The 23,302-nt window shown below is 71.6% G+C and carries 23 protein-coding genes; 10 read left to right on the top strand and 13 right to left on the bottom strand.

Annotated features, from left to right (window positions below):
• Position 1: 1 nt before the first annotated feature.
• The 3 genes from ACESMR_RS04055 to ACESMR_RS04045 form a co-directional block, all read right to left on the bottom strand.
• Positions 2-1,294 carry a sensor histidine kinase gene (locus ACESMR_RS04055; RefSeq protein ID WP_373045283.1) on the bottom strand — a complete coding sequence of 431 codons (1,293 nt, stop codon included), beginning with the start codon at positions 1,292-1,294 and terminating at the stop codon, positions 2-4.
• 73 nt (positions 1,295-1,367) lie between these two features.
• Positions 1,368-2,027: a peptide-methionine (S)-S-oxide reductase MsrA gene (msrA, locus tag ACESMR_RS04050; RefSeq protein ID WP_373045281.1), complete on the bottom strand. Its 660-nt coding sequence runs from the start codon at positions 2,025-2,027 to the stop codon at positions 1,368-1,370.
• A gap of 10 nt (positions 2,028-2,037) precedes the next feature.
• Positions 2,038-2,247, bottom strand: coding sequence for a hypothetical protein (locus tag ACESMR_RS04045; protein ID WP_373045280.1), 210 nt, complete (start codon positions 2,245-2,247; stop codon positions 2,038-2,040).
• Positions 2,248-2,418: 171 nt separating this feature from the next.
• Between ACESMR_RS04045 and ACESMR_RS04040 the strand changes: the two genes are divergently transcribed.
• A complete protein-coding gene (locus tag ACESMR_RS04040) occupies positions 2,419-2,616 on the top strand; it encodes a hypothetical protein (RefSeq protein WP_373045278.1) in 198 nt (65 codons plus the stop codon).
• On the opposite strand, the gene ACESMR_RS04035 is transcribed toward ACESMR_RS04040, so the two are convergent.
• The 9 genes from ACESMR_RS04035 to ACESMR_RS03995 all read right to left on the bottom strand — a co-directional run bounded on the left by ACESMR_RS04035 (position 2,613) and on the right by ACESMR_RS03995 (position 14,643).
• Positions 2,613-3,146 carry a diacylglycerol kinase family protein gene (locus ACESMR_RS04035; RefSeq protein WP_373045275.1) on the bottom strand — a complete coding sequence of 178 codons (534 nt, stop codon included), beginning with the start codon at positions 3,144-3,146 and terminating at the stop codon, positions 2,613-2,615. The genes ACESMR_RS04040 and ACESMR_RS04035 overlap by 4 nt on opposite strands.
• A complete protein-coding gene (locus tag ACESMR_RS04030; protein ID WP_373045273.1) occupies positions 3,143-5,056 on the bottom strand; it encodes a YgiQ family radical SAM protein in 1,914 nt (637 codons plus the stop codon). The genes ACESMR_RS04035 and ACESMR_RS04030 overlap by 4 nt, the downstream gene beginning before the upstream one ends.
• A gap of 99 nt (positions 5,057-5,155) precedes the next feature.
• Positions 5,156-6,169: a chemotaxis-specific protein-glutamate methyltransferase CheB gene (cheB, locus tag ACESMR_RS04025; protein WP_373045271.1), complete on the bottom strand. Its 1,014-nt coding sequence runs from the start codon at positions 6,167-6,169 to the stop codon at positions 5,156-5,158.
• On the bottom strand, positions 6,166-6,978 hold the full coding sequence (locus tag ACESMR_RS04020) for a CheR family methyltransferase (protein ID WP_373045269.1): 813 nt from the start codon (positions 6,976-6,978) through the stop codon (positions 6,166-6,168). Before ACESMR_RS04020 ends, cheB begins: the two co-directional genes overlap by 4 nt.
• 8 nt (positions 6,979-6,986) lie before the next feature.
• Entirely contained in the window at positions 6,987-9,317 is a 2,331-nt protein-coding gene (locus ACESMR_RS04015; protein WP_373045267.1) for a HEAT repeat domain-containing protein, read from the bottom strand.
• Entirely contained in the window at positions 9,314-11,839 is a 2,526-nt protein-coding gene (locus tag ACESMR_RS04010) for a methyl-accepting chemotaxis protein (protein ID WP_373045265.1), read from the bottom strand. The genes ACESMR_RS04015 and ACESMR_RS04010 overlap by 4 nt, the downstream gene beginning before the upstream one ends.
• Positions 11,829-12,266 (bottom strand): chemotaxis protein CheW, encoded by a 438-nt coding sequence (locus tag ACESMR_RS04005; protein WP_373045263.1) that lies wholly within the window; start codon positions 12,264-12,266, stop codon positions 11,829-11,831. The genes ACESMR_RS04010 and ACESMR_RS04005 overlap by 11 nt, the downstream gene beginning before the upstream one ends.
• Positions 12,263-14,260, bottom strand: coding sequence for a chemotaxis protein CheA (locus ACESMR_RS04000; protein ID WP_373045261.1), 1,998 nt, complete (start codon positions 14,258-14,260; stop codon positions 12,263-12,265). Before ACESMR_RS04000 ends, ACESMR_RS04005 begins: the two co-directional genes overlap by 4 nt.
• Positions 14,257-14,643: a response regulator gene (locus ACESMR_RS03995; protein ID WP_373045259.1), complete on the bottom strand. Its 387-nt coding sequence runs from the start codon at positions 14,641-14,643 to the stop codon at positions 14,257-14,259. Before ACESMR_RS03995 ends, ACESMR_RS04000 begins: the two co-directional genes overlap by 4 nt.
• Before the next feature lie 87 nt (positions 14,644-14,730).
• Here ACESMR_RS03995 and ACESMR_RS03990 point away from each other — a divergent pair, with 87 nt between their 5' ends.
• Positions 14,731-16,179 carry an ATP-binding protein gene (locus tag ACESMR_RS03990; RefSeq protein ID WP_373045257.1) on the top strand — a complete coding sequence of 483 codons (1,449 nt, stop codon included), beginning with the start codon at positions 14,731-14,733 and terminating at the stop codon, positions 16,177-16,179.
• On the opposite strand, the gene ACESMR_RS03985 is transcribed toward ACESMR_RS03990, so the two are convergent.
• Positions 16,158-17,309: a hypothetical protein gene (locus ACESMR_RS03985; RefSeq protein ID WP_373045256.1), complete on the bottom strand. Its 1,152-nt coding sequence runs from the start codon at positions 17,307-17,309 to the stop codon at positions 16,158-16,160. The two genes, ACESMR_RS03990 and ACESMR_RS03985, sit on opposite strands and share 22 nt — an antisense overlap.
• A 167-nt stretch (positions 17,310-17,476) precedes the next feature.
• Here ACESMR_RS03985 and ACESMR_RS03980 point away from each other — a divergent pair, with 167 nt between their 5' ends.
• From ACESMR_RS03980 to ACESMR_RS03945, 8 genes are all read left to right on the top strand, one after another.
• Positions 17,477-18,400 carry a hypothetical protein gene (locus ACESMR_RS03980; protein ID WP_373045254.1) on the top strand — a complete coding sequence of 308 codons (924 nt, stop codon included), beginning with the start codon at positions 17,477-17,479 and terminating at the stop codon, positions 18,398-18,400.
• Positions 18,401-18,503: 103 nt separating this feature from the next.
• Positions 18,504-19,082 (top strand): Hsp20/alpha crystallin family protein, encoded by a 579-nt coding sequence (locus ACESMR_RS03975; RefSeq protein WP_373045252.1) that lies wholly within the window; start codon positions 18,504-18,506, stop codon positions 19,080-19,082.
• Positions 19,083-19,183: 101 nt separating this feature from the next.
• Positions 19,184-19,765 (top strand): YceD family protein, encoded by a 582-nt coding sequence (locus ACESMR_RS03970; RefSeq protein ID WP_373045250.1) that lies wholly within the window; start codon positions 19,184-19,186, stop codon positions 19,763-19,765.
• A 127-nt stretch (positions 19,766-19,892) separates the two neighbouring features.
• Positions 19,893-20,072: a 50S ribosomal protein L32 gene (gene rpmF, locus ACESMR_RS03965; protein WP_373045248.1), complete on the top strand. Its 180-nt coding sequence runs from the start codon at positions 19,893-19,895 to the stop codon at positions 20,070-20,072.
• 91 nt (positions 20,073-20,163) lie between these two features.
• The gene (gene plsX / locus ACESMR_RS03960) at positions 20,164-21,204 is read left to right on the top strand and encodes a phosphate acyltransferase PlsX (RefSeq protein WP_373045245.1); all 1,041 of its coding nucleotides are present in this window, start codon (positions 20,164-20,166) and stop codon (positions 21,202-21,204) included.
• A gap of 113 nt (positions 21,205-21,317) precedes the next feature.
• Positions 21,318-22,256 (top strand): ACP S-malonyltransferase, encoded by a 939-nt coding sequence (fabD, locus tag ACESMR_RS03955; RefSeq protein ID WP_373045244.1) that lies wholly within the window; start codon positions 21,318-21,320, stop codon positions 22,254-22,256.
• A 31-nt stretch (positions 22,257-22,287) separates the two neighbouring features.
• Positions 22,288-23,034 (top strand): 3-oxoacyl-[acyl-carrier-protein] reductase, encoded by a 747-nt coding sequence (gene fabG / locus ACESMR_RS03950; protein WP_373045242.1) that lies wholly within the window; start codon positions 22,288-22,290, stop codon positions 23,032-23,034.
• A gap of 152 nt (positions 23,035-23,186) precedes the next feature.
• Positions 23,187-23,302, top strand: a 116-nt coding sequence (locus ACESMR_RS03945) for a phosphopantetheine-binding protein (protein ID WP_373046408.1), incomplete at its 3' end; no start/stop codon positions are given.

Below are 23,302 nucleotides of genomic sequence, written 5' to 3'. Positions count from 1 at the left end.
ATCAGGCGCTGCGCTGGGCCGCAGTCGCCGGCACGAGGCGGAGCCGGAAACGTGCCCCGCCCCCGGGCTCGTTCTGCGCCTCCAGGGTGGCGTCGAAGCGTTTCAGGTACTCGCGCGAGAGCGCGAGTCCGAGGCCGGTTCCCTTGCCGGGCGGCTTGGTGGTGAAGAAGGGCTCGAAGAGCCGCTGCTGCACCGCCGGCTCGAGCCCCGGACCGCTGTCGATCACGTCCAGCACCACCAGCCCGTCGGTGCGCCAGGCCTCGAGCCGCACCACGCCGCGACCCGCCTTCGTCTCGGCGATGGCATCGGCGGCGTTGACCAGCAGGTTGACCAGCACCTGCACCAGCTGCCCGCGGTTGGCCATCACCCGCGGCAGGGAATCGGTGCCGCTCCGCCGCACCTCCGCCACGGGGCGCAGCGGGGCGGAGGCGAGCCGGAGCGCTTCGTCGACCACCTCGGCGAGACTGCACGGCTGCAGCCCCGCATCGTCCACCCGGGCGAAGGAGCGCAGCGTGTCGATGATCCCCTCGATCCGCTCGATGCCGACCTGGCTGTCCTCGACGATCTCCCGCAGCAACGCCAGCTCCGCGCAGCCGGCGCCGCCGCCGTGCTGCTCGAGAAGATGGGCGAGGTTCGACTTCACGAAGGCGAGCGGGTTGTTGATCTCGTGGGCGACGCCGCTCGAGAGTTTGCCGAGAAGCGCCAGCTTCTCCGCGTGCAGGCGCCGGTGCTCGCTGACCGCGAGATCGTCCACCGCCCGCAGGCGCGCCTCCTCGGCACGCTGCTCCGCCGCGCGCAGTCGCTGCTGCATCTTGCTGCCGGCCACGGCGAGGCCGCCTACCGCGATCGAGAAGCTGAGCCAGCTCAGGTGGGACGGGAGTGCGGCCCCCTCCACGACGAGGAGGAGGGCGTTCGCGACGATGGTGGCCAGGCCCACCGCCGCCACCGCCCAGACGTAGCCGGGGCCGAGCGCCCCCACGATCAGCGGCAGGGTGCTCATCCAGTCGAAGTAGGGGCTCGGGCTGCCGCCGGTGAGGACGGTGAGCGCCACCCAGGCGCCGACCGAGGAGAGGCCCGCGGCGGTCACCACCCGCTCGAAGTGGGCGGGCCGCACATGGGGAGCAGCGAGCGCCAGAAGCGCGAGGCAGAACCCCCACGCCAGGCGCACGGCGAGCGCAGGGAGCGAGGGCCCGCCGAGAAGGACGAGGTCGCCGACATGGCAGGCGACCGCCACCGCCGCGACGACGTAGAGGAATTTGCTGCGCTGCTTCCGCGCCGCTTCGGTCTGGAACACGCGGGCCCCCTCCGTTGCGGCTTCCCGGTCGTGGGGTGCAACCTAACGGACAGTTCCGGGGTGCGGCAAGCCGTCAGCCGGCGTCGACGCCGACGCCCACCGGGCAGCTCACCCCGGTTCCCCCGAGGCCGCAATAGCCGCTCGGGTTCTTTGCCAGGTACTGCTGGTGGTAGTCCTCGGCATAGAAGAAGGGCGGCGCTTCCCGGATTTCGGTGGTCACGGCGCCGATCCCTGCCCGCGCGAGCGCCTCCTGGTAGGCGTCGCGGGAGGACGCCGCCGCTTGCAGCTGCGCCTCGTCGAAGGTGTAGATCGCCGAGCGATACTGGGTCCCGAGGTCGTTGCCCTGCCGCATCCCCTGGGTCGGATCGTGGTTCTCCCAGAAGAGCCGGAGCAGCGCCTCGTAGCCGATCCGCGCCGGATCGTAGACCACCAGCACCACCTCGGTGTGGCCGGTCCTGCCCGAGCAGACCTCCTCGTAGGTCGGGTTGGGGGTGTGGCCACCGGCGTAGCCCACCGCCGTGGTGTAGACCCCCTCCTGCTGCCAGAATTTGCGCTCGGCGCCCCAGAAGCAGCCGAGGCCGAAGACGGCCTGCGCGAGGCCCGCGGGGAAGGGCGGCTGGATCGGGTTTCCGAGCACGAGGTGGCGGTTGGTCACGTGCACCGGCACCTTGCGGCCGGGGAGGGCCTCCGCCGGTGTCGGGAGCTGCAGCATCTTCGTCGGTTTGAAGAACATGGCGTAGATCCTAACCGCCGGCGGGCGCCGATGCCTCCGCCATTGCCACCGGGATCCGCATCCGGAAGCCGGCGTTCCGGTTTCGCAGCGCCGGCATCATCTCCAGCGCGACGTGTCGTGGCAGTGATACCTGCGACAGCGCGACCCCGCTCTCGTCCTCCAGGGTGATGACGAACCGGTCGCCGTACCAGCCGATGTCCCAGCACTTCGCCGCCGCCATGCCCACCTCCCCACCGAAACATGCGTTCAGGTGGAGTCTGCCGCAAGAGCGCCCCGAGCGCCAGCGCTCGATCGCCTTCTCGCCAGGTGGACCCGGGGGGTGTTGCCCGCGCCAGCCACGGGGCGGATCATCGGATCAGCGGATCACCGATCGACGGGAGGGAGGCAGCCGATGGCCCAGCGAGGAGAAGCACTTCGCCACGCGGTGCAGTGGATCAGCAACCGCCGGCAGGAGAACCCCGACCTCAAGCTCTGGCAGCTGATCGACGAGGCGTCGCTCCAATTCGACCTCTCGCCGCCGGACGCCGAGTTCCTGCTCCGGAACTGGAAGGAGCTCGCCGAGGAGTCGGGGGAGCCCGCAGCGCATTAGCGGCGGAAGAGGCCCCTGCAGAACGGCCAGAAGAGCGCCAGCGCCAGCGGCGCGACGGCGGCTGCGTAGCCCGCCGCGCCCTCGCGCACCTGCAGCGGCCAGAGCTTCTCGGCGAAGACGAGCACGCCGATCCCCAGCGCGAAGGCGGAGGCGAGGAGCACCGCCGCAGCGGCGACGTCCTTGGCGGTCTTCGCGAGGGGATGGAAGTGCGGGGCGGCGAGATCCACCACCGCCTCGATCGCCGTGTTGAAGAGCTCCGCCAGGGGCACGAGCACCATCGCGCCGAGGAGAAGGAGCGACTCGATCCGGCTCACCGGGAGCGCTGCCGCCGCGAAGAGCACGAGACCTGCGGCGGCGAAGTGGATCCGGAGGTTCCGCTGGGTCCGCAACGCGAAGGCGAGCCCCTGCGCGGCGAAGCGGAAGCTCTTGCCGAGCCCGTGCCTGCCGTACGCCGGTCCCGCCTCGGCCTCGCCGACGGATCGGAGCGCCTTCGCATGCTCGACGGTGGTGGCCTTCCGTTCCGCGCTCACCTGCGCCGCCCCCGCTCGAAGGAACCCGCCTGCCCCCGGCGCGCGCCGGGCCGCGGCGAACCGCGCCCACCGCGGTCGGCGTGGTGCCGGAAACGCTCCGGCCGCCCCAGCGCCTGCATCGCCTGGTCGTACCAGGGCGCGAGCTCCGGATCCGCCCAGCGCATCAGCGCCTTCTGCATCCGCTTCTCGTCCACGTCGCGGGAGACGGGCAGCGGCCGCATCGTGAAGGGGTGGTAGCCGGAGTAGTACATGTCCGTCGCCAGGGTCATCGGCGTGGGCATGAAGTCCTGCACCTGCTGCGGCTTCCAGTTGTTGCTGCGCAGGTAGTCGTGGAGCTCCGCCGCGTCCTCGAGGGTGCAGCCCGGATGCGAGGAGATGAAGTAGGGGACGAGGTACTGCTCCTTGCCCGCGGCGGCGCTGTAGCGCTCGAATTCCTCGCGGAAGCGCTCGAACTCCTCCACCTCCGGCTTGCGCATCACCTTCACCACGCTGCGGCCCACGTGCTCCGGCGCCACCTTGAGCTGGCCGGAGACGTGGTGGGCGATGAGCTCCGCGAGGTATTCCTGGCCGTGCTCCTCGTCGGCGTGGGCGAGATCGTACCGAAGCCCGCTCGCCACGAAGGCGTGCTTCACGCCGGGCATGGCGCGGACCTTGCGGTAGAGCTCCACCAGCGGCTGGTGGTCCACCCGCAGGTTGGGGCAGACCTTCGGGTAGACGCAGCTCATCCGCCGGCACTGCTGGTGGTGCTCCTCGGACGAGCACTGCATCTGCCACATGTTGGCGGTGGCGCCGCCGATGTCCGAGATGGTCCCGCGGAAGTCCGGCATCTCGGTGATGTCGCGGATCTCCTCGAGGACGTTCGCCTCGGAGCGGGAGCAGACGTCGCGCCCCTGGTGCTCGGTGATGCAGCAGAAGGTGCAGCCGGCGGAGCAGCCGCGGAGCACGTGGACGCTGAATTTGATCTGCTCCCACGCGGTGAGCTTCGTGCCCGCGTAGCGCGGGTGCGGGCCGCGGGCGTAGGGCAGGGCGTAGACGCGGTCGAGCTCCTCGGTGCTCGGGTTGGGCATCGGCGGCAGGATCACCGCAGCCCTGTCGCCGTGGCGCTGCACCATGATCCGCGCGTTGTCCGGGTTGTGCTCGAGGTGGTAGAGCCGCGAGAAGTTCGCGTAGCTCTCCTTCGAGGCGCAGATCTCCTCGAACGACGGGAGCTCGAGCACCGCGCGACCCCACTTCGCCGGCAGATCGTCCCAAGCTTTGCGCACCAGCGCGACGCCGCGGACGTCGTCGATCTCCTTCGCCGGCACCCCGCGAGCGAGGCGCGCCATCACCTCGAGCACGGGCTTCTCGCCCTGGCCGAAGATCACGAGATCGGCCTTCGAGTCGAAGAGGATCGAGCGGCGGACCTTGTCGTCCCAATAGTCGTAGTGGGCCAGGCGGCGGAGCGAGGCCTCGACGCCGCCGAGGAGCACCGGCACGCCGGAGAAGGCCTCGCGGCAGCGGTTGGCGTAGACGGTCGCGGCCCGGTCCGGGCGCAGGTCGGGATGGCCGTCCGGCGAGTAGGCGTCCTCGCTGCGCCGCCGCTTGTGGGCGGTGTAGCGGTTCACCATCGAGTCCATGTTGCCGGCGGTGATGGCGAAGGCGAGCCGCGGCCGCCCCAGGGTCCGGAAGTCGTCGGCGGAGCGCCAGGCCGGCTGGGCGATGACACCCACGCGGTAGCCCGCCGCCTCGAGCACACGGCCGATCACCGCCACGCCGAACGCGGGATGATCGACGTAGGCGTCGCCGGTGACGAGGACCACGTCGAGCTCGTCCCAGCCCCGCGCCTCCATCTCCTCGCGGGTGGTGGGCAGAAAGGGGCGGGCTGCGACGGGGACCCGCTTCCCCTGGGTTCTGAGCGCGACGAGCGACATCCAATCCTCCGGCCGGCGCAGAAGCTGCGCGCACGCCTCCTACACCAACCGTCCGCCCGGGCCAATCCGTCCCGCAGGGGCGGAGCGTTCTCATTCGCCTCAGAGGCGGGAGAGGACGAGCCGGGCCATCGCATCGATCGGGGCCGAGCCCGCGGAGAGGCCTGCTTCGGAGACCACCCGCGGCATTCCATAGACGACGCAGCTCTCCGGCGACTCGGTGAGCAGGGTGGCGCCTGCTGCTGCCAGCGCCCTGGAGCCGGCCAGGCCGTCGTCGCCCATGCCGGTGAGGACCAGGCCGAGGGCAGCGGGCCCGACCGCCTCCGCCACCGACGAGAAGAGCACGTCGACGGAGGGCTTGTGCGCGGTCCCCACGGGCTCGTCGTCGATGCGGGCGACGAGGCGGCCGCCCTTGCGTCGGACGTGGAGCTGCCTGCCGCCCGGGGCGATCACCGCCCGTCCCGGTGCGAGCTCCATGCCGTCGGCAGCCTCGCAGACCTCGATGGCACAGAGACCGTTCAGCCTGCGGGCGAGGGCCTCGGTGAATCCCGCGGGAATGTGGAGGGCGATCACCACCGGCACCGGCAACTCCCGGGGAAGGCCGGAGAGAAAGCGGGTCAGGGCAGGGGGCCCGCCGGTGGAGGTACCCACCGCCACCAGCTCGATCCGCTCCGAAACCGCCGGCAGCGGGAGCGGCTCTTCGGTCGTGGCGACGAGCGGCCTGGCCCCTGCGGCGGCGCGCACCTTCTCGAGCAGGTCCTCGCGGATCTCGAAGAGGCGGTCGGTGGCGAGCGCGGTGGGCTTGGCGACCACGTCCACCGCGCCGAGCTCGAGGGCCTCGATGCCCAGCTCGCTCTCCGCGTCGGAGGTGCTCACCACCACGGCCCGCGGGCCCGCCTTGCCCTGCAGCGCCCGGAGGACGCCGATGCCGTCGAGGTGGGGCATCACCAGGTCGAGGGTGACGACGTCGGGCTGCAGCTCGTCGATCCGCTCGAGCGCTTCGAGTCCGTCCCGGGCGATGTCCACTACCTCGATGTCCGCGGCGCTGCCCAGGATCTGGCGCATCACCTTGCGGGCGAAGGCGGAGTCGTCCACGACGACGACGCGGATCATCATGTCCTCCGGTAGAAGAAGAAGCCGCCGCGCTCCTCGCAGGCGAGCCGGGTACCGAAGCGGAGGAGCGATTCCGAGACGCCGACCGCGAGCACGCCACCCGGGCGCAGCGCCGACGCGAGCCGGTCGACCACCTGCGTGATCACGTCGTCCCGGAAGTAGATGAGGACGTTGCGGCAGAGGATGGCGTCCACCGTGCCGATCGAGCCGACCGCTGCGTCGTCGAGCAGGTTGATCCGGCGCCAATCGATCCGATCGATGAGGGAGCGATCGATGCGGATCTCGTCGGGATGGACCTCGAGCCAGCGCTCGACGAGGTGCCGTTCGGGGACCTGCCGCAGCGCACGGCGGCTGTAGACCCCGCGCTTCGCCCGGGCCAGCGCCCTGCCGCTGATGTCGCTCGCCACGATCTCCGCCCGATCGAGCAGCCCGCGATCCTCGAGCAGCATCGCCAGGGAGAGCGGTTCCTCGCCGGTGGAGCAGGCAGCGGACCAGATCCGCACCTTGCGATCCCGCGCCAGGGACGCGAGCTCACGATCGACCAGCGCGACGACCTGGTCCCACTCGCGGAAGAAATAGGTCTCCCCGACCACGAGCGCGTCGACGAGCTGCTCGAACTCGGGTCCGCTGTCGGCGTCGTAGCGGAGGAAGTAATAGTAGTCGAGGAGCGAGGTGAAGCCCGCCTCGATGGCGCGCGTGGTGAGCTTGTCGGACAGCAGCTCGCGTTCCTGCAGGCCGTAGTGGAGGCCGCTCCGCTCCTCGATGAGAGCGGAGAAGATCGCGAAGACCTGTGGCGAGAGGGGAAGGTCCACGGGGGCTTTCAATCCGAGAGGAGCAGGGTGGCGATCCGGCGCACCTCGGGGTCGACGTCGCTCGCCGCGGCGGTCTGCAGCACCTCCCGCTCGCCGATGCTGGCCAGCGCGCCCATCGCGGCCTTCCGCGCCGGGGCGTTGGGAAGGCCCGCGACACGGCGGAGCAGGGCGCCTGCGTCGGGCAGCCTCATGCGGAGGAGCGCCGAGACGAGCCGCGGCGCCAACTCGTCATCGGCATCGGCGAGCGCCTCGACGATCCCCTCGACGCGGCCCTCCACCGGAACCGAGAGGCCCGCGTCGACGAGTTCGCGCACCGGCGCCACGCCAGCCATTCCCACGAGGCGCAAGGTGGCGCTCTTGCCCGGACGGGCAGCGAGGAATCCGACCGCGGCGGTGCGCACGCTCTCCTCCTCGTCCCGCGCCGCGGTGGCGAGGGCCTCCTCCACCTCGTCGCCCGAGAAATCGGCCATGGCCGAGATCGCCACGAGGCGCGTCGCGGCATCGGTGTCGCGGCTCCGCTCGAGGAGGATGCCGAGCGCGTCGCGCTCTCGCCGGATCCCGAGGCCGATGAGCGCCGCCCTGCACACGTCCGGATCCGCGGATCGCGCGGCGCGGCGCAAGGCCTCGCTGGCCAGGGGCGTCTGCAGGTGGGAGAGGGCGTCGACGGCGGCGACCCGCACCTGTCCCGCATCGTCGTCGAGTCGCTCCGCGATCGGGCGCGCCGCGACCTCGACTCCCTGCCGGCCCAGGGCCTGGCAGGCGTAGTAGCGAACCCAGGGATCCCGATCGGCGAGACCGCGGAGGAGATAGGAGGTGACGCGCAGGTCCTCGGTCACCTGCCCCAGCGAGCGCATGGCGAGGGCGCGGGTCCTGTCCTCCTCGTCGCGGGCGGCCTCGAGCAGCGCCTCGAGGGCACGCGGCTCGTCGATGTAGGCGAGACCCTGCAGCGCAGCCTCCCGCAGCCGGGGATCGGGATCGCGCAGCGCCGCCTCGAAGACCGGCAGCGCCGACGCGTAGCCGAAATAGCCGAGGATGCGCAACGCTGCCCTGCGGACGCGGGCTTCGCCGGAGCGCGCCGCCTCCAGGGCCAGCTTCTCGGTGAGCGGGCTGCCGAGGGATTGGATCGCGCCAGCGGCAGCCTGCGCCACGCGGGGATTCTCGTCGGCGAGGAGCGGAAAGAGGGCGGGGACCAAGGCGGGATTTCCGAGCCGGGCGAGGGCATCCGCCGCCAGCGCCCGGACCGTGGCGTCCGGATCGCCGAGGCAGCGCACGACCTCGTCCGCTGCGGTCGCCCGGCTCACCAGTGGGAGAAGGACGCGGCGGCGGGCCGAGTCTCCTTCGCGCAGCGCGAGCAGGAGGGGCTGGTCGGATTCCCTGCCGAGGCGCTTGAGTGCAGCTGCCGCTGCTTCGGAGACCGGGCTCGGCGCGTCGAGCTGCTGGGTCAGGGCCGCCACCGCATGCTCGCCGCCGAGGACGCCGAGGAGCCTGCAGATCGCGACCTGCTCGCCCGACTCCGCCTCCGGCAGCACCTGCGCGAGGCGCCGGGTCGCCGGGGCCGCCGGCGTCGCCAGGCGCACCGCGTCGTCGATGACGGCGGGGTCGCCGTAGCGCTCGTAATGGCGCTGCGCCAGCTCGGCGAGGGCCACCGCCCCCAGGCGGACGGCTGCGTCGGAGCGCTTGCAGATCAGCGCAGCGAGGGGCGCCACCGCCTGTCTTTCGCCGGTCCTGCCCAGGGAGCGCACCGCTTCGCTGCCGTAGACCGGGTTCTCGGCGAGGCCGGCCAGCGGCGCCACCGCGCGCGGATCGCCGCTCCGCCCGAGCACGTCGACGGCGGGGAATACCCGGAAGAAGTTGCCGCTGCCCACGGCGCGGATGAGGGAGTCGACGGCGGCCCTGCCGCCGATGCGTCCGAGCGCCTCGATCGCCGCCACCGCCACGTTGTCGTCCTCGTGGTCGATGAGCTGGACGAGGGTCGGCACCTCACTCCGGCTCCTGCGCCTCCCGAGGATCTGCGCGGCGTCCGCTGCAACCGCCGGGTTGGGGTCGCCGGCCAGTCCCGCCACGCAGCGATCCGCATCGCCCACCGAAGCCACCAGGGCGTCGACGGCGGCGGCGATGCGCGCTTCGTCGTCGCGCGAGCTCCGGAGGAGATTGCAGAGCGGGGGCACGGCGGCGTCACCGAGGCTCGCCAGCGCCGCCACCACCGCGCGGCGCACCGCCCAGCTCTTCTCGTCCAGCCGCTCGAGGAGTGGGCCGACCGGATCGCTCTCCGAGGCGACGATGCGATCGATCGCCGCGATTCGTTCCTGCTCCCCCTGGGAGAGTCCCGACGTATTCATCGCATTCCCCCGGCTTCCTGCTCCGCCTGGAGTCCGTGCAGCGCCGAGTTGAGCGCCTCGATCTGCGCCGCGTTCTCCTCGTGGACCTGCCGCAGCTCGCCGATCTCCTCGGCGATCCGGGCGACCTCCGCCGCCACGTTGGCGCTGCCGCCTGCGGTCCGCGACACCGCCTGGACCACCTCGCGGATCCTGCCGCGCATGTCGGTCACCGCCTGCCCGAGCTGCTGGCTCGCGCTCGCCTGCTCCGCGGCGCCCTGGACGATCTCGTGGAGGAGGCGCGTCTGCTCCACGGCGGAGGACGCCATCGAGCCCAGCGCCTCCGCCTGCTCGCCCACCGCCGTTGCGGTCTGTACGGCGATCCGGCGCACGTCGGCGCCGTCGCGGGTCACCGCGCCGAGGGCCTTCGCCTGTTCCTCGGTGGCGCTGGTGACCTGCGCTGCGAGGCGGGCCACCTCGCCGACGCCGCCATCGAGCTGGAGCATGGTGCGCCCCTGCTCGCTGAGGGCCTTGGCGGTCTGTGCCGCGAGGCGGCGCGCGTCGTCCATCGCCTTGGCGACCTCCTGGGCCGCGCGCGCCTGCTCGGCGAGACCGGTCTGGGCGCGCTGGCTCGCAGCGGCGGTCTCCTCGACGAGGCCTGCCACCGCACCGAGCGCGCGGGTCTGCTCGCCCACCGCCTGGCTGGTCTGCTGGGTGAGGGTGCGCATCCGCGCGGAGGCACGGGCCAGCTCCACGGCGCCGGTGGCCTGCTCCTGCATCGCCCGGGAGACCTTCTCGGCGTTGCCGGTGATCTGCCCGTTGCTCTTCACCAGATCGCGCAGGGCGCGGGCCTGCTCCGCCGTCGCCTCCTGGGTCTGCCGCGCCATCCGGCGCATCTCGGCGCCGGCGCGGGCCAGGCCCCCGGTCGCCTCGGTCTGTTCGGCGGCGGCACGGGCGATGGCGCGTCCCTCGTCGTCGACGCGTGCCACCGTCTGGGCGAGGCCCTGCACCGCCTGGGCCTGCTCGCCGCTGGACCTGTCGATCTCGCGGACCGCGCCACCGAGCTCCTCCACACCGGCGAGGATCGCCCGCAGGCCCTGTTCCGCCTCGCCCGCGAGCCGCGCTCCCTCGTCCGCAGCCTTCACCCCTTCGGTGGTGGCGCTCACCGCCTCGCGGGCGGTGGACTGGAGGCCCCGGACGATCTTGGCGATGTCCGCAGCTGCTGCAGCGGCGCGGTCGGAGAGCGAGCGGATCTCCTCCGCCACCACCGCGAAGCCGCGTCCGTGCTCGCCGGCCCGCGCCGCCTCGATGCTGGCGTTGAGGGAGAGGAGGTTGGTGCGATCGGCGATGAGGTTGATCGTCTGGATGATGTCGCCGATCTCCTCGGCGCGCGTGCCCATCTCCTTCATCACGCCGGCGGAGCTGCCGATCGCGGCGCGGACCGAGCCGAGGCCCGCGATGGAACGGGAAACGGTCGAGCCGCCCTCGCGGGCGCTGGCGGTCACCCGCTCCGCGGTGGTGCGCGCTCCCTCCACCACCCCGCGGATGCGCTGGGTCGCTGCCTCGAGCTGGGTGGCGCTCGAGGCGCCGGAACCGGCGAGCTGGCTGATCCGCTCGGCGCTCTGCGCCAGGGCCTGGGAGGCGCGGGCCACCTGCTCGATCGCCGCGGCGTTCGCCTCGATCGTCGCCGCGTTCTTCTCCGCGGTGGCGGCGACTTCCTCCACCGACGCGGCGACCTCGGTGACGGTGCTGGCGTTGCCCGCCTGCGCCTGCTCCAGCGCACCGGCGCTCTCCGCCACGCCGCGAACCGTGCGCGCGAACTCCTCCGCGGTGGCGGCGACCTGCTCGACGGCGCTCGCCATCTCGGCGGTGTCGGTGGCGATCGCGTCGAGGGCGCGGGTCGAGGCTTGCGTCGAGGCGCTGACCCGGCTCATCCGCTCCCCGACGCCACGGGTGTCCTCGGCGAGGCGCTCGATGCCGCGCGACATCTCGAGGGCGGTGCCGGCCACCTCTTCGATGGTCGCTGCGTTGGCCTCGCCTCTGCCGATCACCTCCTGGACCGAGGTGGCCGCCTTGCTCGAGCTCTGGAGCAGCTCCTCCGCGCCTGCGGCGAGCTCGCTGGCATTGCCGCTCACCCCCTGGACCGACCGGGTGATCTCCTCGAGCGTGGTGCTGGTGCTCTCCACCGAGACCGCGAGCTTGTCGGCATCGCGGCGGACGCCGCGGACGGAGGCGGCGACCTCCTGGAGCCCGGCGCTCGTCGCCTCCAACGCCTCGAGCACCTTGCGGGCGCCGTCGGCGACGCCGCGCTGGGAGCGCGCCTGGCTCTCGACGGTGGCGGCGGTCTCCTCGACGGACGTGGCGATCGATTCGATCGCCACCCGCGCGTGCTCGTTGGCCTGGGCCTGTTCCTCGCCGGCAGCGGCGAGGCGCGCTGCAGCTTCCTCGGCTGCTGCAGCACGGCCGGCTGCCTGCTCGACGGCGTTCGCCACCGCGGTCGCCCGCGCGAGCGTCTCCTGCTGCTGCTTCCGGGGCTCATTCGCCATGGATCTCTCCCTCGCCGACGACCTTGTCGAAGTCGATGAGCATGAGGAGGCGGTCGCCTCGTCCGGCGACGGCTCGCACGAAGCCGCTCGCCTGCTGCTGGATGATGTCGGGGGGCGGGCGCAGCTCGTCGGGCGCGAGCTGCACCACCTCGCGGGAGCGATCCGCGAGCAATCCGACGGTGCGGGATCCGCCGCGGACCACGATCACGCGGCTGTCCAGGCTCGGCTCGATCGGTTCCTTGCCGAAGCGGCGCCGCAGGTTGATCACCGGCACCACGGCGCCCCGGATCTGGACCAGGCCCTCGACGAAATCCGGTGCGCCGGGGACGGGGGTCGCCCCCTGGAACGATTCGAGCTGCACCACCTCGTTCGCCGGAACGACGTAGTGGGCGCCGGCGACCTGGAAGACGACGTGGAGATCGCTCACCGCTGCACCTCCCCGGTGCCGCTCGCCCGGAGCGCGAGCAGGTCGAGGACGAGGGTGGGTTTGCCGTCGCCGAGATCGGCGGTGCCGCTGACGCCGGGCACCTGTACCAGCGGATCCTCGATCGGCCGCACCACCACCTCCTGCTGTCCGCGCATCCGGTCCACCTCGAAGGCGAAGGGCTCGCCGTTCCGCCGCACCACGATCGCCTTGGGCCGCTCCTGCTGCTGCCGGGGTAGCTGCAGGCGCGCCGCGAGATCGACCAGGGGAACGGTCTCGTCGCGCCGCCGGAGCAGGCGCAGCGCTCCGTGCCCCGGCGGCACCGTCACCTGCGCATCCGCCAGCTCCACCAGCTCCTCCACCGTCGCCACCGGCACCACGAAGGTCTGGCCGCCGGCCTGGAAGGCGAAGGCGTCGATGATGGTGATGCTCAAGGGCACGCGGAGGACGAAGGTCGTCCCGCGACCCGCCTGCGTCTGCAGCGAGAACTCGCCGCCGAGCTCGGCAACGGCGACGCGCTTGACGATGTCCACGCCCATGCCGCGGCCGCTGGTGGTCGTGGTCTCGTCGCGGGTGCTGAAGCCGGGGCGTGCCAGCAGGTCGATCAGGGCCTCGTCGCTCTCCGGCACCGGGACCCCGGCCTTGCGGGCCACCGCCTCCCGGTCGATTCCCCTGCCGTCGTCCGCGATCACCAGCTCGAGCTGGTTGTTGCCGCGTTCCGCACAGTGGATCCGGAGATGGCCCTCCTCGGGCTTGCCTGCAGCGACCCGCTCCGCCGGCGTCTCGAGTCCATGGTCCACGGCGTTGCGGACGAGGTGGACGATCGCGGGGAAGAGCCGCTCGCCCACCGCCTTGTCCAGCTCCGCCCTGCCGGCGTCGATGTCCAGGCGCACCTGCTTGCCGGTGCCGCGGGCGAGCCCCCGCACGATGAGCGGCACGCGCTCGAGCAACTCCTCCACCGGCACGAGCCGGGCGCCCATGATCGCCGCCCGCAGATCCCTGAGCTGGCGCGCGTTGTCCGCCACCACGAAGGCGAGCTCCCGCACGTCCACCGAGCGGCCGGCGAGATCCGCCACCGCGCGCTCGAGGCGGTGGCGCGTCACCACCAGCGCGGAGAGCTTCTCCAGCGCCTCGTCGAGCCTGCCGACGTCGACCCGCACGTAGCGGCGGTTCCGGGGCTCGAAGGCGCCGCCTTCCGCCTCCTCGAGTGCGGGGAGGGGGGGAACCGGCTGCGGCGCCTCGCCGCGGAGGGGGACGACACCCTCGGCTCCCGCTGCTGCAGCGAGGGCCTCGTCGTCCGCGTCGGTGACCACCAGCAGCGCGAAGGCGAGCCCGCCGGGGGCCTCCGGCGTCGCGGGTCGCGAGAGGGGAACGACCTTCACGATCTCCGCGAGCCGGGCCACGTCCTCCCGGACCCGCGTGATGTTCATGCCTTCCCGCGCCCGCTCGGGCGAGGGAGCGAAGTCGACGCGTACGGCGCGCCTGCCCCGCCCGTGGGCGGCGAGGAGCTCGGCCCTCTCCGCTGCGGAGAGCCGCTCGAGGAGCGCGGATTCGAGGAGGAGCTCCTCCGCGCCGATCGCCTCGCGCGGGCCTTCGCCGATGGGCAGCCGCTCCAGCGCGTCGATCAGCGCCGCCGGCTCCGGGAGGACCTGCTTGCGCTCCTCGAGGGCGCGCACCCGCTCCTCGACGGCGCGCACCGCCTGCTGGAGGAGGTCCAGCGTCCTGGCATCGAGGGCGCCGCCGGCCCGGTCCGCCTTGCGCAGCACGGTCTCCAGTGCGTGGGCGATCGCGACGATCGGTTCGACGCCGACCATCGCGGCGAGGCCCTTGATCGTGTGCATCGCCCGGAAGAGCTCCCGGACCTGCCGGTGTCCCGCCTCGCCGCGACGCACGAGGCCATCGAGGGCGACGAGCTGCGCGTTCGCCGAGCGCAGGTACTCCTCCGCCTCGACGAGAAAGCCGCCGAGGAAGGTCTTGAGATCGGGCGGCTGGCTCATCGCCCCGCGGCGGCGCTGCTGCCCAGCAGGCTGCGCGCCTCTGCGAGGATCGCCTCGGGCGTGAAGGGCTTGGTGAGGAAGCTCGATGCCCCGGCCTCGAGGACGCGGTTCCGCGAGGCCTCGTCGCCGCGCGTCGTCACCACGAGAATCGGGACGCCGGCCAGGCGCTCCTGGCTGCGCACGAACTCGACCACCTCGACCCCGCCGATGTCCGGCATGTTGAGATCGAGGACGACGAGATCGAAGGGCTGCAGGGAGAGCTGCTCGATCGCCTCGAGACCGCTCGCCGCCTGGGTGAACGCGAGGCCGGGCTCCGCCCGAAGGCAGGCCACCACCATCTCCCGCATCACCTTGCTGTCGTCCACGACGAGTACGGTACGCACAGCCGCCGAACGTAGGGATGCGAATCGGGGGTGTCAATGTCAGGCACTTGTTGACGGGCCCCGGCACGCTCCCTAACGTCTGCCGGGATGCCCTCCAGCGCCGCGCGACGCCAAGTCTGGATAGTAGACGACAGTCCGACCGACGCGGCCCGCGCCCGAGCAGCGCTGGAGGCCGCGTACGAGGTCAGGACGTTTCGCGACGGATCCGCCGCGCTGGAGGCGTTGGAGGGGGCCGCCGGTCCCGACGTTCTGGTGCTCGACTGGGTGATGCCGGGGATCTCGGGGATCGAGGTCTGCCGCTTCCTCCGCAGCACGAGGCCGAACGACCCGATCAAGATCCTGCTCCTCACCGCCCACGGCAGCACCGAGCAGGTGGTCGAGGGGCTCCAGGCCGGCGCGGACGATTACGTCTCCAAACCGTGGATCGACGCCGAGCTCCTCGCTCGCATCGGCAACCTCGTGCGGATGCGCGTGCTGCGCGAGCGGATGGAGGCGGCGGAGAATCGATCCCGCGCGATCGTCGAAGCGGCGCCGGACGCGCTGTTCGAGATCGACGAAGCAGGGAAGGTCGCCTTCGCCAACGAGGAGGCGAGCCGCGTCTTCCTGAAGGCGCCCGACGAGCTCATCGGGCAGAAGCTCCAGGAGCTGGTGCCGGCGCTGGAGCTGGGAGGCGGCGAGGGGATCTCCATCGCGCGCACGCTGGTGGTTCCGGACGTGCGGGTTCGGGAGCAACTCTATTCGCCCTCGCTGCGCTGGCTCGTCGAGAAGACCCGGCGCCGGCGCATCATCTCCCTGCGCGACGTCACCGACCAGCGCAAAGCCGAGGCGCGGCGCCTCGATTTCTACTCGATCATCGCCCACGATCTCCGCTCGCCGTTGATGGCGATGCAGCTGCGCACCGACGCGATCCTGCGTGGTCGCAGGGGCCTCCTGCCCGCCGAGCTCCTCGGCGACATGCACAAGGTCCAGGCCAACATCCGCTCGCTGGTGGCGATGATCAACGACTTCCTCGACCTCGCGCGGCTCGAGACCTCCGGTTATTCGCTCACCCGGGAGGCGATGGACCTGGCGGAGCTGGTCGGCGTCACCGCCGAGGATTTCCGGCCGCTGGCGGAGGCGAGCCAGCTCGACCTGCGCTGCGAGACCGGCGAGTCGATCTGGGTCGAGGGCGATCGGAGCCGGCTCAAGCAGGTGGTGAGCAATCTGGTCGGAAACGCGCTCAAATTCACGCCGCCCGGCGGCTCCGTCGTGGTGCGGGTGGAGCGCGCCGGCGGCCTCGCGCGCTGCAGTGTGGTCGATACCGGGCGCGGCATTCCGTCAGAGTCGCTGCCCACGATCTTCGAGCGCTACGCCCGTGCGATCGACTCGCAGCACGAGGTCACCGGTACCGGTCTCGGACTGATGATCGTCCGGGAGATCCTGCAGGCCCACGGCGGCAACGTCGGGGCGCGGAGCGAGGTCGGCAAGGGCAGCACCTTCTGGTTCGAGTTGCCGCTCTCCGCCGCCACCGGCGATCAGGTCTCCTCGTCGATGTAGGCCACGTGGCGGAAGTAGCCGCCCGGCTCGAACGAGGCGCCGAGGGCGCCGATGATGATCCCGAAGGTCGCCACGAACGCCGCGAAGACCACGTAGCGCTCGAGATCGAGCGGACCGTCGAGCGTCGTCGCCCAGGCGCGCACCAGCTCCTCGTCGAAGAAGAGCTGGCTCGCCGCGAGCACCACCAGGAAGAGCAGCAGCCACGTCGCCGCCATCCCGACGAGCACGGCGAGCGCCATGGAGACGTTGGCGACCACGGTGAGCTCGGTGAGGCGCGCCGGAGGCTGCAGCAGGAGCCGGTGGCGCTGGAGCACGAAGGCGGTGCTGGCGGCGAGGGCGACGGTGGCGAAGCTCGCCACGAAGCCGCCGTGCTGGCTCATCCCGAGATCCCAGGACTCCGCCGTGATCACCAGGACGATCAGCGTGGACGCGGCGGCGAGGGTGAGGCGGCCGAAGCGGAGCGGAAATCGCCAGGGCGCGATCTGCCGCACGCTGCGCCCGATCTCGTCGCGGTTGCGCCAGGCTGCCTCGAAGTAGAACGCCACGGGATGGCGGAGCGCGCCGGGTTCCTCCTCGAGCCGGAGGTCGGCGACCTCCTGCAGCTCGCAGGCGAGGTAGCGCAGCTCCTCCTCGGAGAAGCCGTGCATGCGATCGAGATCGGTGGCGGAGACCACCCGCGCCATCGCGTCGCTCTCCTCGTCCGAGTGGCCGAGGCCGACGAGGTGGCCGAGGAGGTGGAGGGCGAGGGCTTCGATCCGCCGGGTGAGCTGGTCCGGCGCTGCGGCGTGCTGGTCCTCCCGGCGGAGCGCCGGCTCGAGGCGGGCGGTGGAGAGGATCGCTGCCGCCAGGGCGGTGGACGGCATGCCGAGGACCTGCGGCGCGCCGTGGGTCCGCAGCTCGGCGTCGGTGATCACGAGGACGAAGTCCCAGTGGTGCGAGGCCCGCTCCGCAGCGGCGCGCTCGAGCACCACCACCGGCTCGATCCGGGTCGCCTCGACGAGACGCTTGCGCTGCAAAACCGGCATCCGCCAGACGAACGAAGGGAGGACCTCGCGCAGGTAGGCGAGGGTGCGGTCCCGCGCCTCCTCGAAGACGATGCGCTCGATGTCCTCGAGCTCTCCGGCGAGCAACCAGCCAATCTCGATCAGGGGCTGTGCACCAGGTTCAGCCACGGCCTGGAGGTAGGCATGGCGGCGCCTGGCGACAGGCGCGCCAACTCCCCGTCGGGGCCTGCTTGCTCCAGCAGGCGCGTGGCTACCTTCCACGCGAGCCCCGAGCAACCCGAGAAGGAGTGACCATGGCTCGCAAGACTCGCGCCCTCGCGCTCGCCGCGTGGGGCGCGCTGGCGCTCGGTTCCGCCGGCTGCGCCGGCACCTCCGAGCGACCCGACGTCCAGGAAGGTACGGGCGGCACGCAGCCCGGCGCTGCCACGCAGGCGCAGGGCGGCACCGAGATCCAGCAGGCTACGAGGCGGGCGATGGCCCGGATCGACGAGGCCGCTGCTGCAGTCGAGAAGCAGCAGCTCTCCCGCGCCAAACCGAGCCTCGACGCCGCCATCGAGGATCTGCGCGGCGTCTCGGACGTCCTGCCCGGCGAGCCGCTCTTCGGCCTGCTGGGCGAGACGATCGAGGCGATCGAGGCCAATCCCGGGCGGGCGGACCTGACGGAGCTCCGCACGGCGGTGCAGGAGATGCGTCCCCAGCTCGAGCCGGCGGTGGTTCGGGCGGTGGAGGACGCGCGCTTCGCCCTCCTCGCCGGCAATCCCGAGCAGGCGGTGAGCCGGCTCACCGAGGCGCGGGTGGCCCTCGGCGCCGACAGCCAGCGCCTGCCCGTGGCCCGGGTCGAGGCGCAGCTGGTGGAGGCACGGCAGCTCCTCGCCAACCGCGACGTCCGGGCGGCGCAGCGCACGCTCGCCGACGCGCGCGGTGGCCTGGAGCAGATCCAGCGCCTCGGGCCCCTCGTGCCGGTGCGCTGGAACTTCCGGGGTGCCGCCGCCGCTGCGGATGCCGGCGATTGGGAGATGGCGGAGAGGCTGCTCGCCGAGTCGGTCGGGCTCCTGGAGACGATGCGGCAGCCACGGGACGCCGGGCTGGTGCAGGGGATCGAGGAGATGGAGGCGCAGGCCCGCACCTACCTCCAGCGCATCGACGGCGCCCAGCGTCCCACCCCGCAGCAGCTCCGCGAGTTGGCGAGCCGCACCCTCGACGTGCGCGCCGGCTGACGGCCCGTCGCAGAGCGCGCCCCCGGCGTGCCGCTTCTTTCGGGAGACGACACCCGTCCACAACCTCCTCCTGCGCACCGGTGCGCAGGAGGAGGTTCGTGTCATGGCATTCGGATTGAGTCCCTGGGATCCGTTCCGCGAGTTCGAGCGCATCGACCGCTTGTTCCGTCGCGGCTTCGAGTCGCCCTTCGGCAGGATGGCCGAGAGCATCGGAACGCCGGCGGTGGAGATCACCGACGAAGAGGATCACTACCTGGTGAAGGCGGAGATCCCCGGCGTGAAGGAGGAGGACGTCGAGATCACCCTGAGCGGCAACATGCTCACGCTCCGGGGCGAGAAACGGATCGAGCGGCGCGCGCCGCGGACCGTCGAGGCCCGGCCCGTGGGCGGCGCCGGGAAGAAGGCGGGAAAGGAAGAGAAGGGCACCGGCAAGGAGCAGAACGCCGAAGCCGGGGAGAAGGCCGGCGGGAGCCAGGCCCTGGCCGAAGGCGAGGGGAGCCGGGAGCTCTCCCGTCCGCTCTTCAGCGAGGTCTACTACGGTAACTTCGAGCGGGTGCTCGCACTGCCCGACGACATCGATCCGGACAAGGTGGAGGCGACGAGCGAACATGGCGTCTTCCAGATCCGGATCGGGAAGAAGGAGCAGCAGCGGGCCCGGCGGATCAGCGTCACCCGGCACTGAACCGCGGTAAATCCGCAGGCGGACGCCGCGGGAGGCGCCCGCCTGCTTGACGGTCTCGGAATCGGCATTTAGATTGCGCGCCCTTTGTTCCGGCCGAGACCATGAACCTCCGAGTCAAAATCGACGAAATCAAGGACGCAGGGCTCGATCTGCAGCGGGAGCTGCCGCAGGCCGCGCTCGGTGCGATCCTCGATGCGGAGCCGCCCACCGGCTTCGCGGCCGCCGCGCCCGCCACGCTCGCGGTCCATTTCGACCGCGTCAACGACCGCGACATCGTCGCGCGGGGTGGCTTCGATGCCGCCGTCGCCGCCGACTGCCGCCGCTGCCTCGCCCCGGTGCGGATCGACCTGCCGGTGAAGTTCGAGCTCGACTTCGTCAACGCCTCCAAGGTGAAGGAGCTCGCTCCCGGGAGGGACGAGGACTCGGGCGAGGGCGAAATCGGCGGGACCTTCCGGCCCGACGAGGCCGATCAGGTGGCCTACACCGGGCAGGAACTCGATCTCGAGCCGGTGGTCCGGGAGCAGCTCCTGCTGGCGCTGCCGATGGATGCCCTGTGCACCGAGGACTGCAAGGGCCTCTGCCAGGTCTGTGGCGGCAATCTCAACGAGTCCGTCTGCTCCTGCGATCGCCACGTGCCCGACCCGCGTTGGGCCGGGCTCAAGGACATCAAGCTCCCGAAGTAGTCGGGTGCCCAACGCAGGACGTTGATCCCGAACGCGCGTACGTGTAGAAGGCGCGTTTCCAACCGCATGGCGGCGGGCCGGCTTCGAGTCGGGCCCGGCCGCGCGTAAGAAGAAAGAGGAGTCGGCCGTGGGTGTTCCCAAGAAGCGTACGTCGAAGCAGAAGCGCGATCAGCGCCGCGCCCACTGGAAGGTCAGCGCCCCCAACGTGGTGAGCTGCCCGAACTGCGCCTCGCCCACCATGTCGCACCGGGTCTGCCCGACCTGCGGCACCTACAAGGGCAAGCAGGTCGTCCAGGTCGCCGAGTAAGCTTCCTCGGCAGCGCCGTCCCGGGCACGGGACGGCTGCAACCGAAACCGAGCGGCGGCCTTCTTTGCCGCCCCGAGATAGCGAGGCAAGAATGGCACGCATCGCCGTCGACGCGATGGGAGGCGACCACGCTCCCGGGGTCGTCGTCGAAGGGGCGGTGCAGGCCTGCCGCGAGCTCGGCGCCGACGTCACCCTCGTCGGCGACGAGACGCGGATCCGCGGCGAGCTCGTCCGGCTCGGCGCAGCAGACCAGAAGGGCATCTCCGTCCGCCACGCCTCGCAGGTGGTGGAGATGCACGAACACCCGGGCCAGGCGATCCGCAAGAAGCGGGACGCTTCGATCCGGGTGGTTTTCGATCTGGTGAAGAGCGGCGAAGCCGATGCCGCGATGTCCGCCGGCAACTCCGGCGCGATGCTCGCCGCCGCGCTCTTCGTGCTCGGCCGCCTTCCCGGCGTCGAGCGACCCGCCATCGTCGCCTTCCTGCCCACGCTCGAGGGCCGCGTCGCGCTCCTCGACGCCGGTGCGAACGTCGACGTCAAGCCGCTGCACCTGGTGCAGTTCGCGCTGCTGGGCGACGTCTACACCCGGCGGGTGAGCGGCGTGCCGCGCCCCCGCATCGGCGTCCTCTCGAACGGCGAGGAGCTCTCCAAGGGCACCGCGCTCACCCGCAGCGTGGTCGAGGCCCTGGCGAAGCATCCTTCGATCGATTTCCGCGGCTACGCCGAGGGGAAGGATCTCTTCTCCGGGGAATTCGACGTGGTGGTCACCGACGGCTTCACCGGCAACGTGGTCCTCAAGACCGCCGAGGGGACCGCCTGGGCGTTCCGCCAATTCCTCAAGCGCAACATCGAGCAGTCGGCGCTGGCGAAGGTGGGCGCGCTCTTCATGAAGCCCGTCTTCGACGGGGTCCGGAAGAAGCTCGATTACGCCGAGATTGGCGGCGCGCCGCTGATCGGCTGCGACGGCACGGTGATCCTCGCCCACGGCCGCTCCGGCGCCCGCGCGATCCGGAACGCGATCCGCACCGCCAACGAGGCTGCAGGTGCCCTGGGCGACGCGAGGGAGGAGATCACCGCTGCGTGCACCGCTGCGGAAGGCCTCCTGCCTGCCGTCGCTCCCGAGACACCCTGATACGGTGTATCTGCTGCGGTGCGACAACGCGTTGCAGCAATCGTTGGTGGTAGACGATGCAGCGAAGTTGGGCTATTGACGCGCGCCCGAACCGCACAGCGAGGAGCGCGTAGATGGCCGCCAAGGTCGCATTCGTCTTTCCGGGACAGGGGAGCCAGTCGGTCGGCATGGGCAAGGCGCTGGCCGAGTCCTTTGCCGAAGCCCGCGAGATCTTCGACCGTGCCGACGCGGCGCTGGGCGAGAAGCTCTCGACGATGTGCTTCGAGGGGCCCGACGAGGCGCTGAAGCTCACCGCCAACACCCAGCCCTCGATCCTCACCGTGAGCGTCGCCGCCCATGCGGTCTTCGCCCGGGCCTTCGGCAAGGCCCCCGCCTTCGTCGCCGGCCACTCCCTCGGCGAGTGGAGCGCCCTCGCCGCGATGGGCTCGATGTCGATCGAGGACGCGGTGCGCGCGGTGCGCCAGCGCGGCCTCTTCATGCAGGAGGCGGTGCCCGCAGGGCAGGGCGCCATGGCAGCCGTCCTCGGCCTCGATCCGGCGCTGGTGCGCCAGGCCTGCGAGGAGAGCGCGCAGGGCGAGATCGTCGCCCCCGCCAACTACAACTCGCCCGAGCAGACGGTGATCGCCGGCGGCGCCGCCGCCGTGGAGCGGGCCTCCGCCAGGTGCAAGGAACTCGGCGCCAGGCGCGCGCTCCCGCTGCCGGTGAGCGCGCCCTTCCACTGCGCCATGATGGCGCCGGTCCAGCCCCGCCTCCTGGCGGTGCTCGACGCGATGGAGATCCTCGCGCCCTCTGCACCGGTGGTGACCAACGTGGAGGCGAAGCCGAACGCCGACGCCGGCCGCATCCGCGAGCTGCTCGTGCAGCAGGTGGTCGCGCCGGTGCGCTGGATCGAGTGCGTGGAGGCGATGGCCGCCGAGGGCGTCACCCACATGGTCGAGCTCGGGCCCGGCAAGGTCCTCGCCGGTCTGGTGAAGCGGATCGACAAGTCGATCGAGGTGGTCAACGTCGAAGACCCCGCCTCCCTCGACAAGGCAGTGGCCGCGCTGGCCTGAATTCAGGCCCTGACCGGCCGAAGGAGACTACATGTTCGACTTCAAGGGGAAGGTCGCTCTCGTCACCGGCGGATCCCGCGGCATCGGCCGCGCGATCAGCGTGGGCCTCGGCAGGGGCGGCGCCACGGTGATCGTGAACTTCGCCGGGAACGAGTCCGCCGCGCAGGAGACCTGCCAGCTGGTGGAGCAGGCCGGTGGCAAGGCGATCGCACGCCGCTTCGACGTCGCCGATCCCGCCGCGTGCACCGCGGCGGTGGAGGAGACGGTGAAGGAGCACGGTGGCCTGCACGTGCTCGTGCACAACGCCGGCATCGCCATCGACCAGCTCCTGATGCGCCTCAAGGACGAGGATCTCGAGCGGCAGCTCGACGTGAACCTCAAGGCCGCCTTCTACCTCTGCCGCGCGGCGGCGCGGCCGATGATGAAGCAGCGCGGCGGCGCCATCGTGAACCTCACCTCGGTGGTGGGCGAGATGGGCAACGGCGGCCAGACCGCCTACGCCGCAACCAAGGCGGGCCTCATCGGCTTCACCAAGAGCCTCGCGAAGGAGCTCGCCAGCCGCAACGTGCGGGCGAACCTCGTCTCGCCGGGTTTCATCGACACCGACATGACCCGGGATCTGCCCGAGGACGTGCGCAAGGCGATGCTCGGCGCGATTCCGCTCGGGCGCCTCGGCTCCGCGGAGGAGGTGGCCAGTGCGGTCTGCTTCCTCGCGTCCGACGCCTCCGCCTACGTGACCGGCGAGGTCATCCGGGTCAACGGCGGCATGCTGATGTAGTGGATCGGTCAAACCGCTCCGCTTTGTGCTATGACGCACGCCGGCCGGTCCGGCGTGCGGGGCAGCGACCCGCTGCTCGCGCGACCGGCACCTGAAAGACAGAAGAGAAAGGGCCCTTTTCACGGGCTCTTCCCAACGGAGGGACGTTTCCCATGGCGGCTAACCAGATCGAGGCCAAGGTCAAGAACATCATCGCCGAGCAGCTCGGCGTGGGCGAAGACGAGATCAAGCCCGAGTCGAACTTCGTCGAGGACCTCGGCGCCGACTC

Origin of the sequence: Vulgatibacter sp., from assembly GCF_041687135.1 — a bacterium.
Taxonomy (GTDB): Bacteria; Myxococcota; Myxococcia; order Myxococcales; family Vulgatibacteraceae; genus JAWLCN01.
This window is presented reverse-complemented; position numbering and strand designations above follow the sequence as displayed.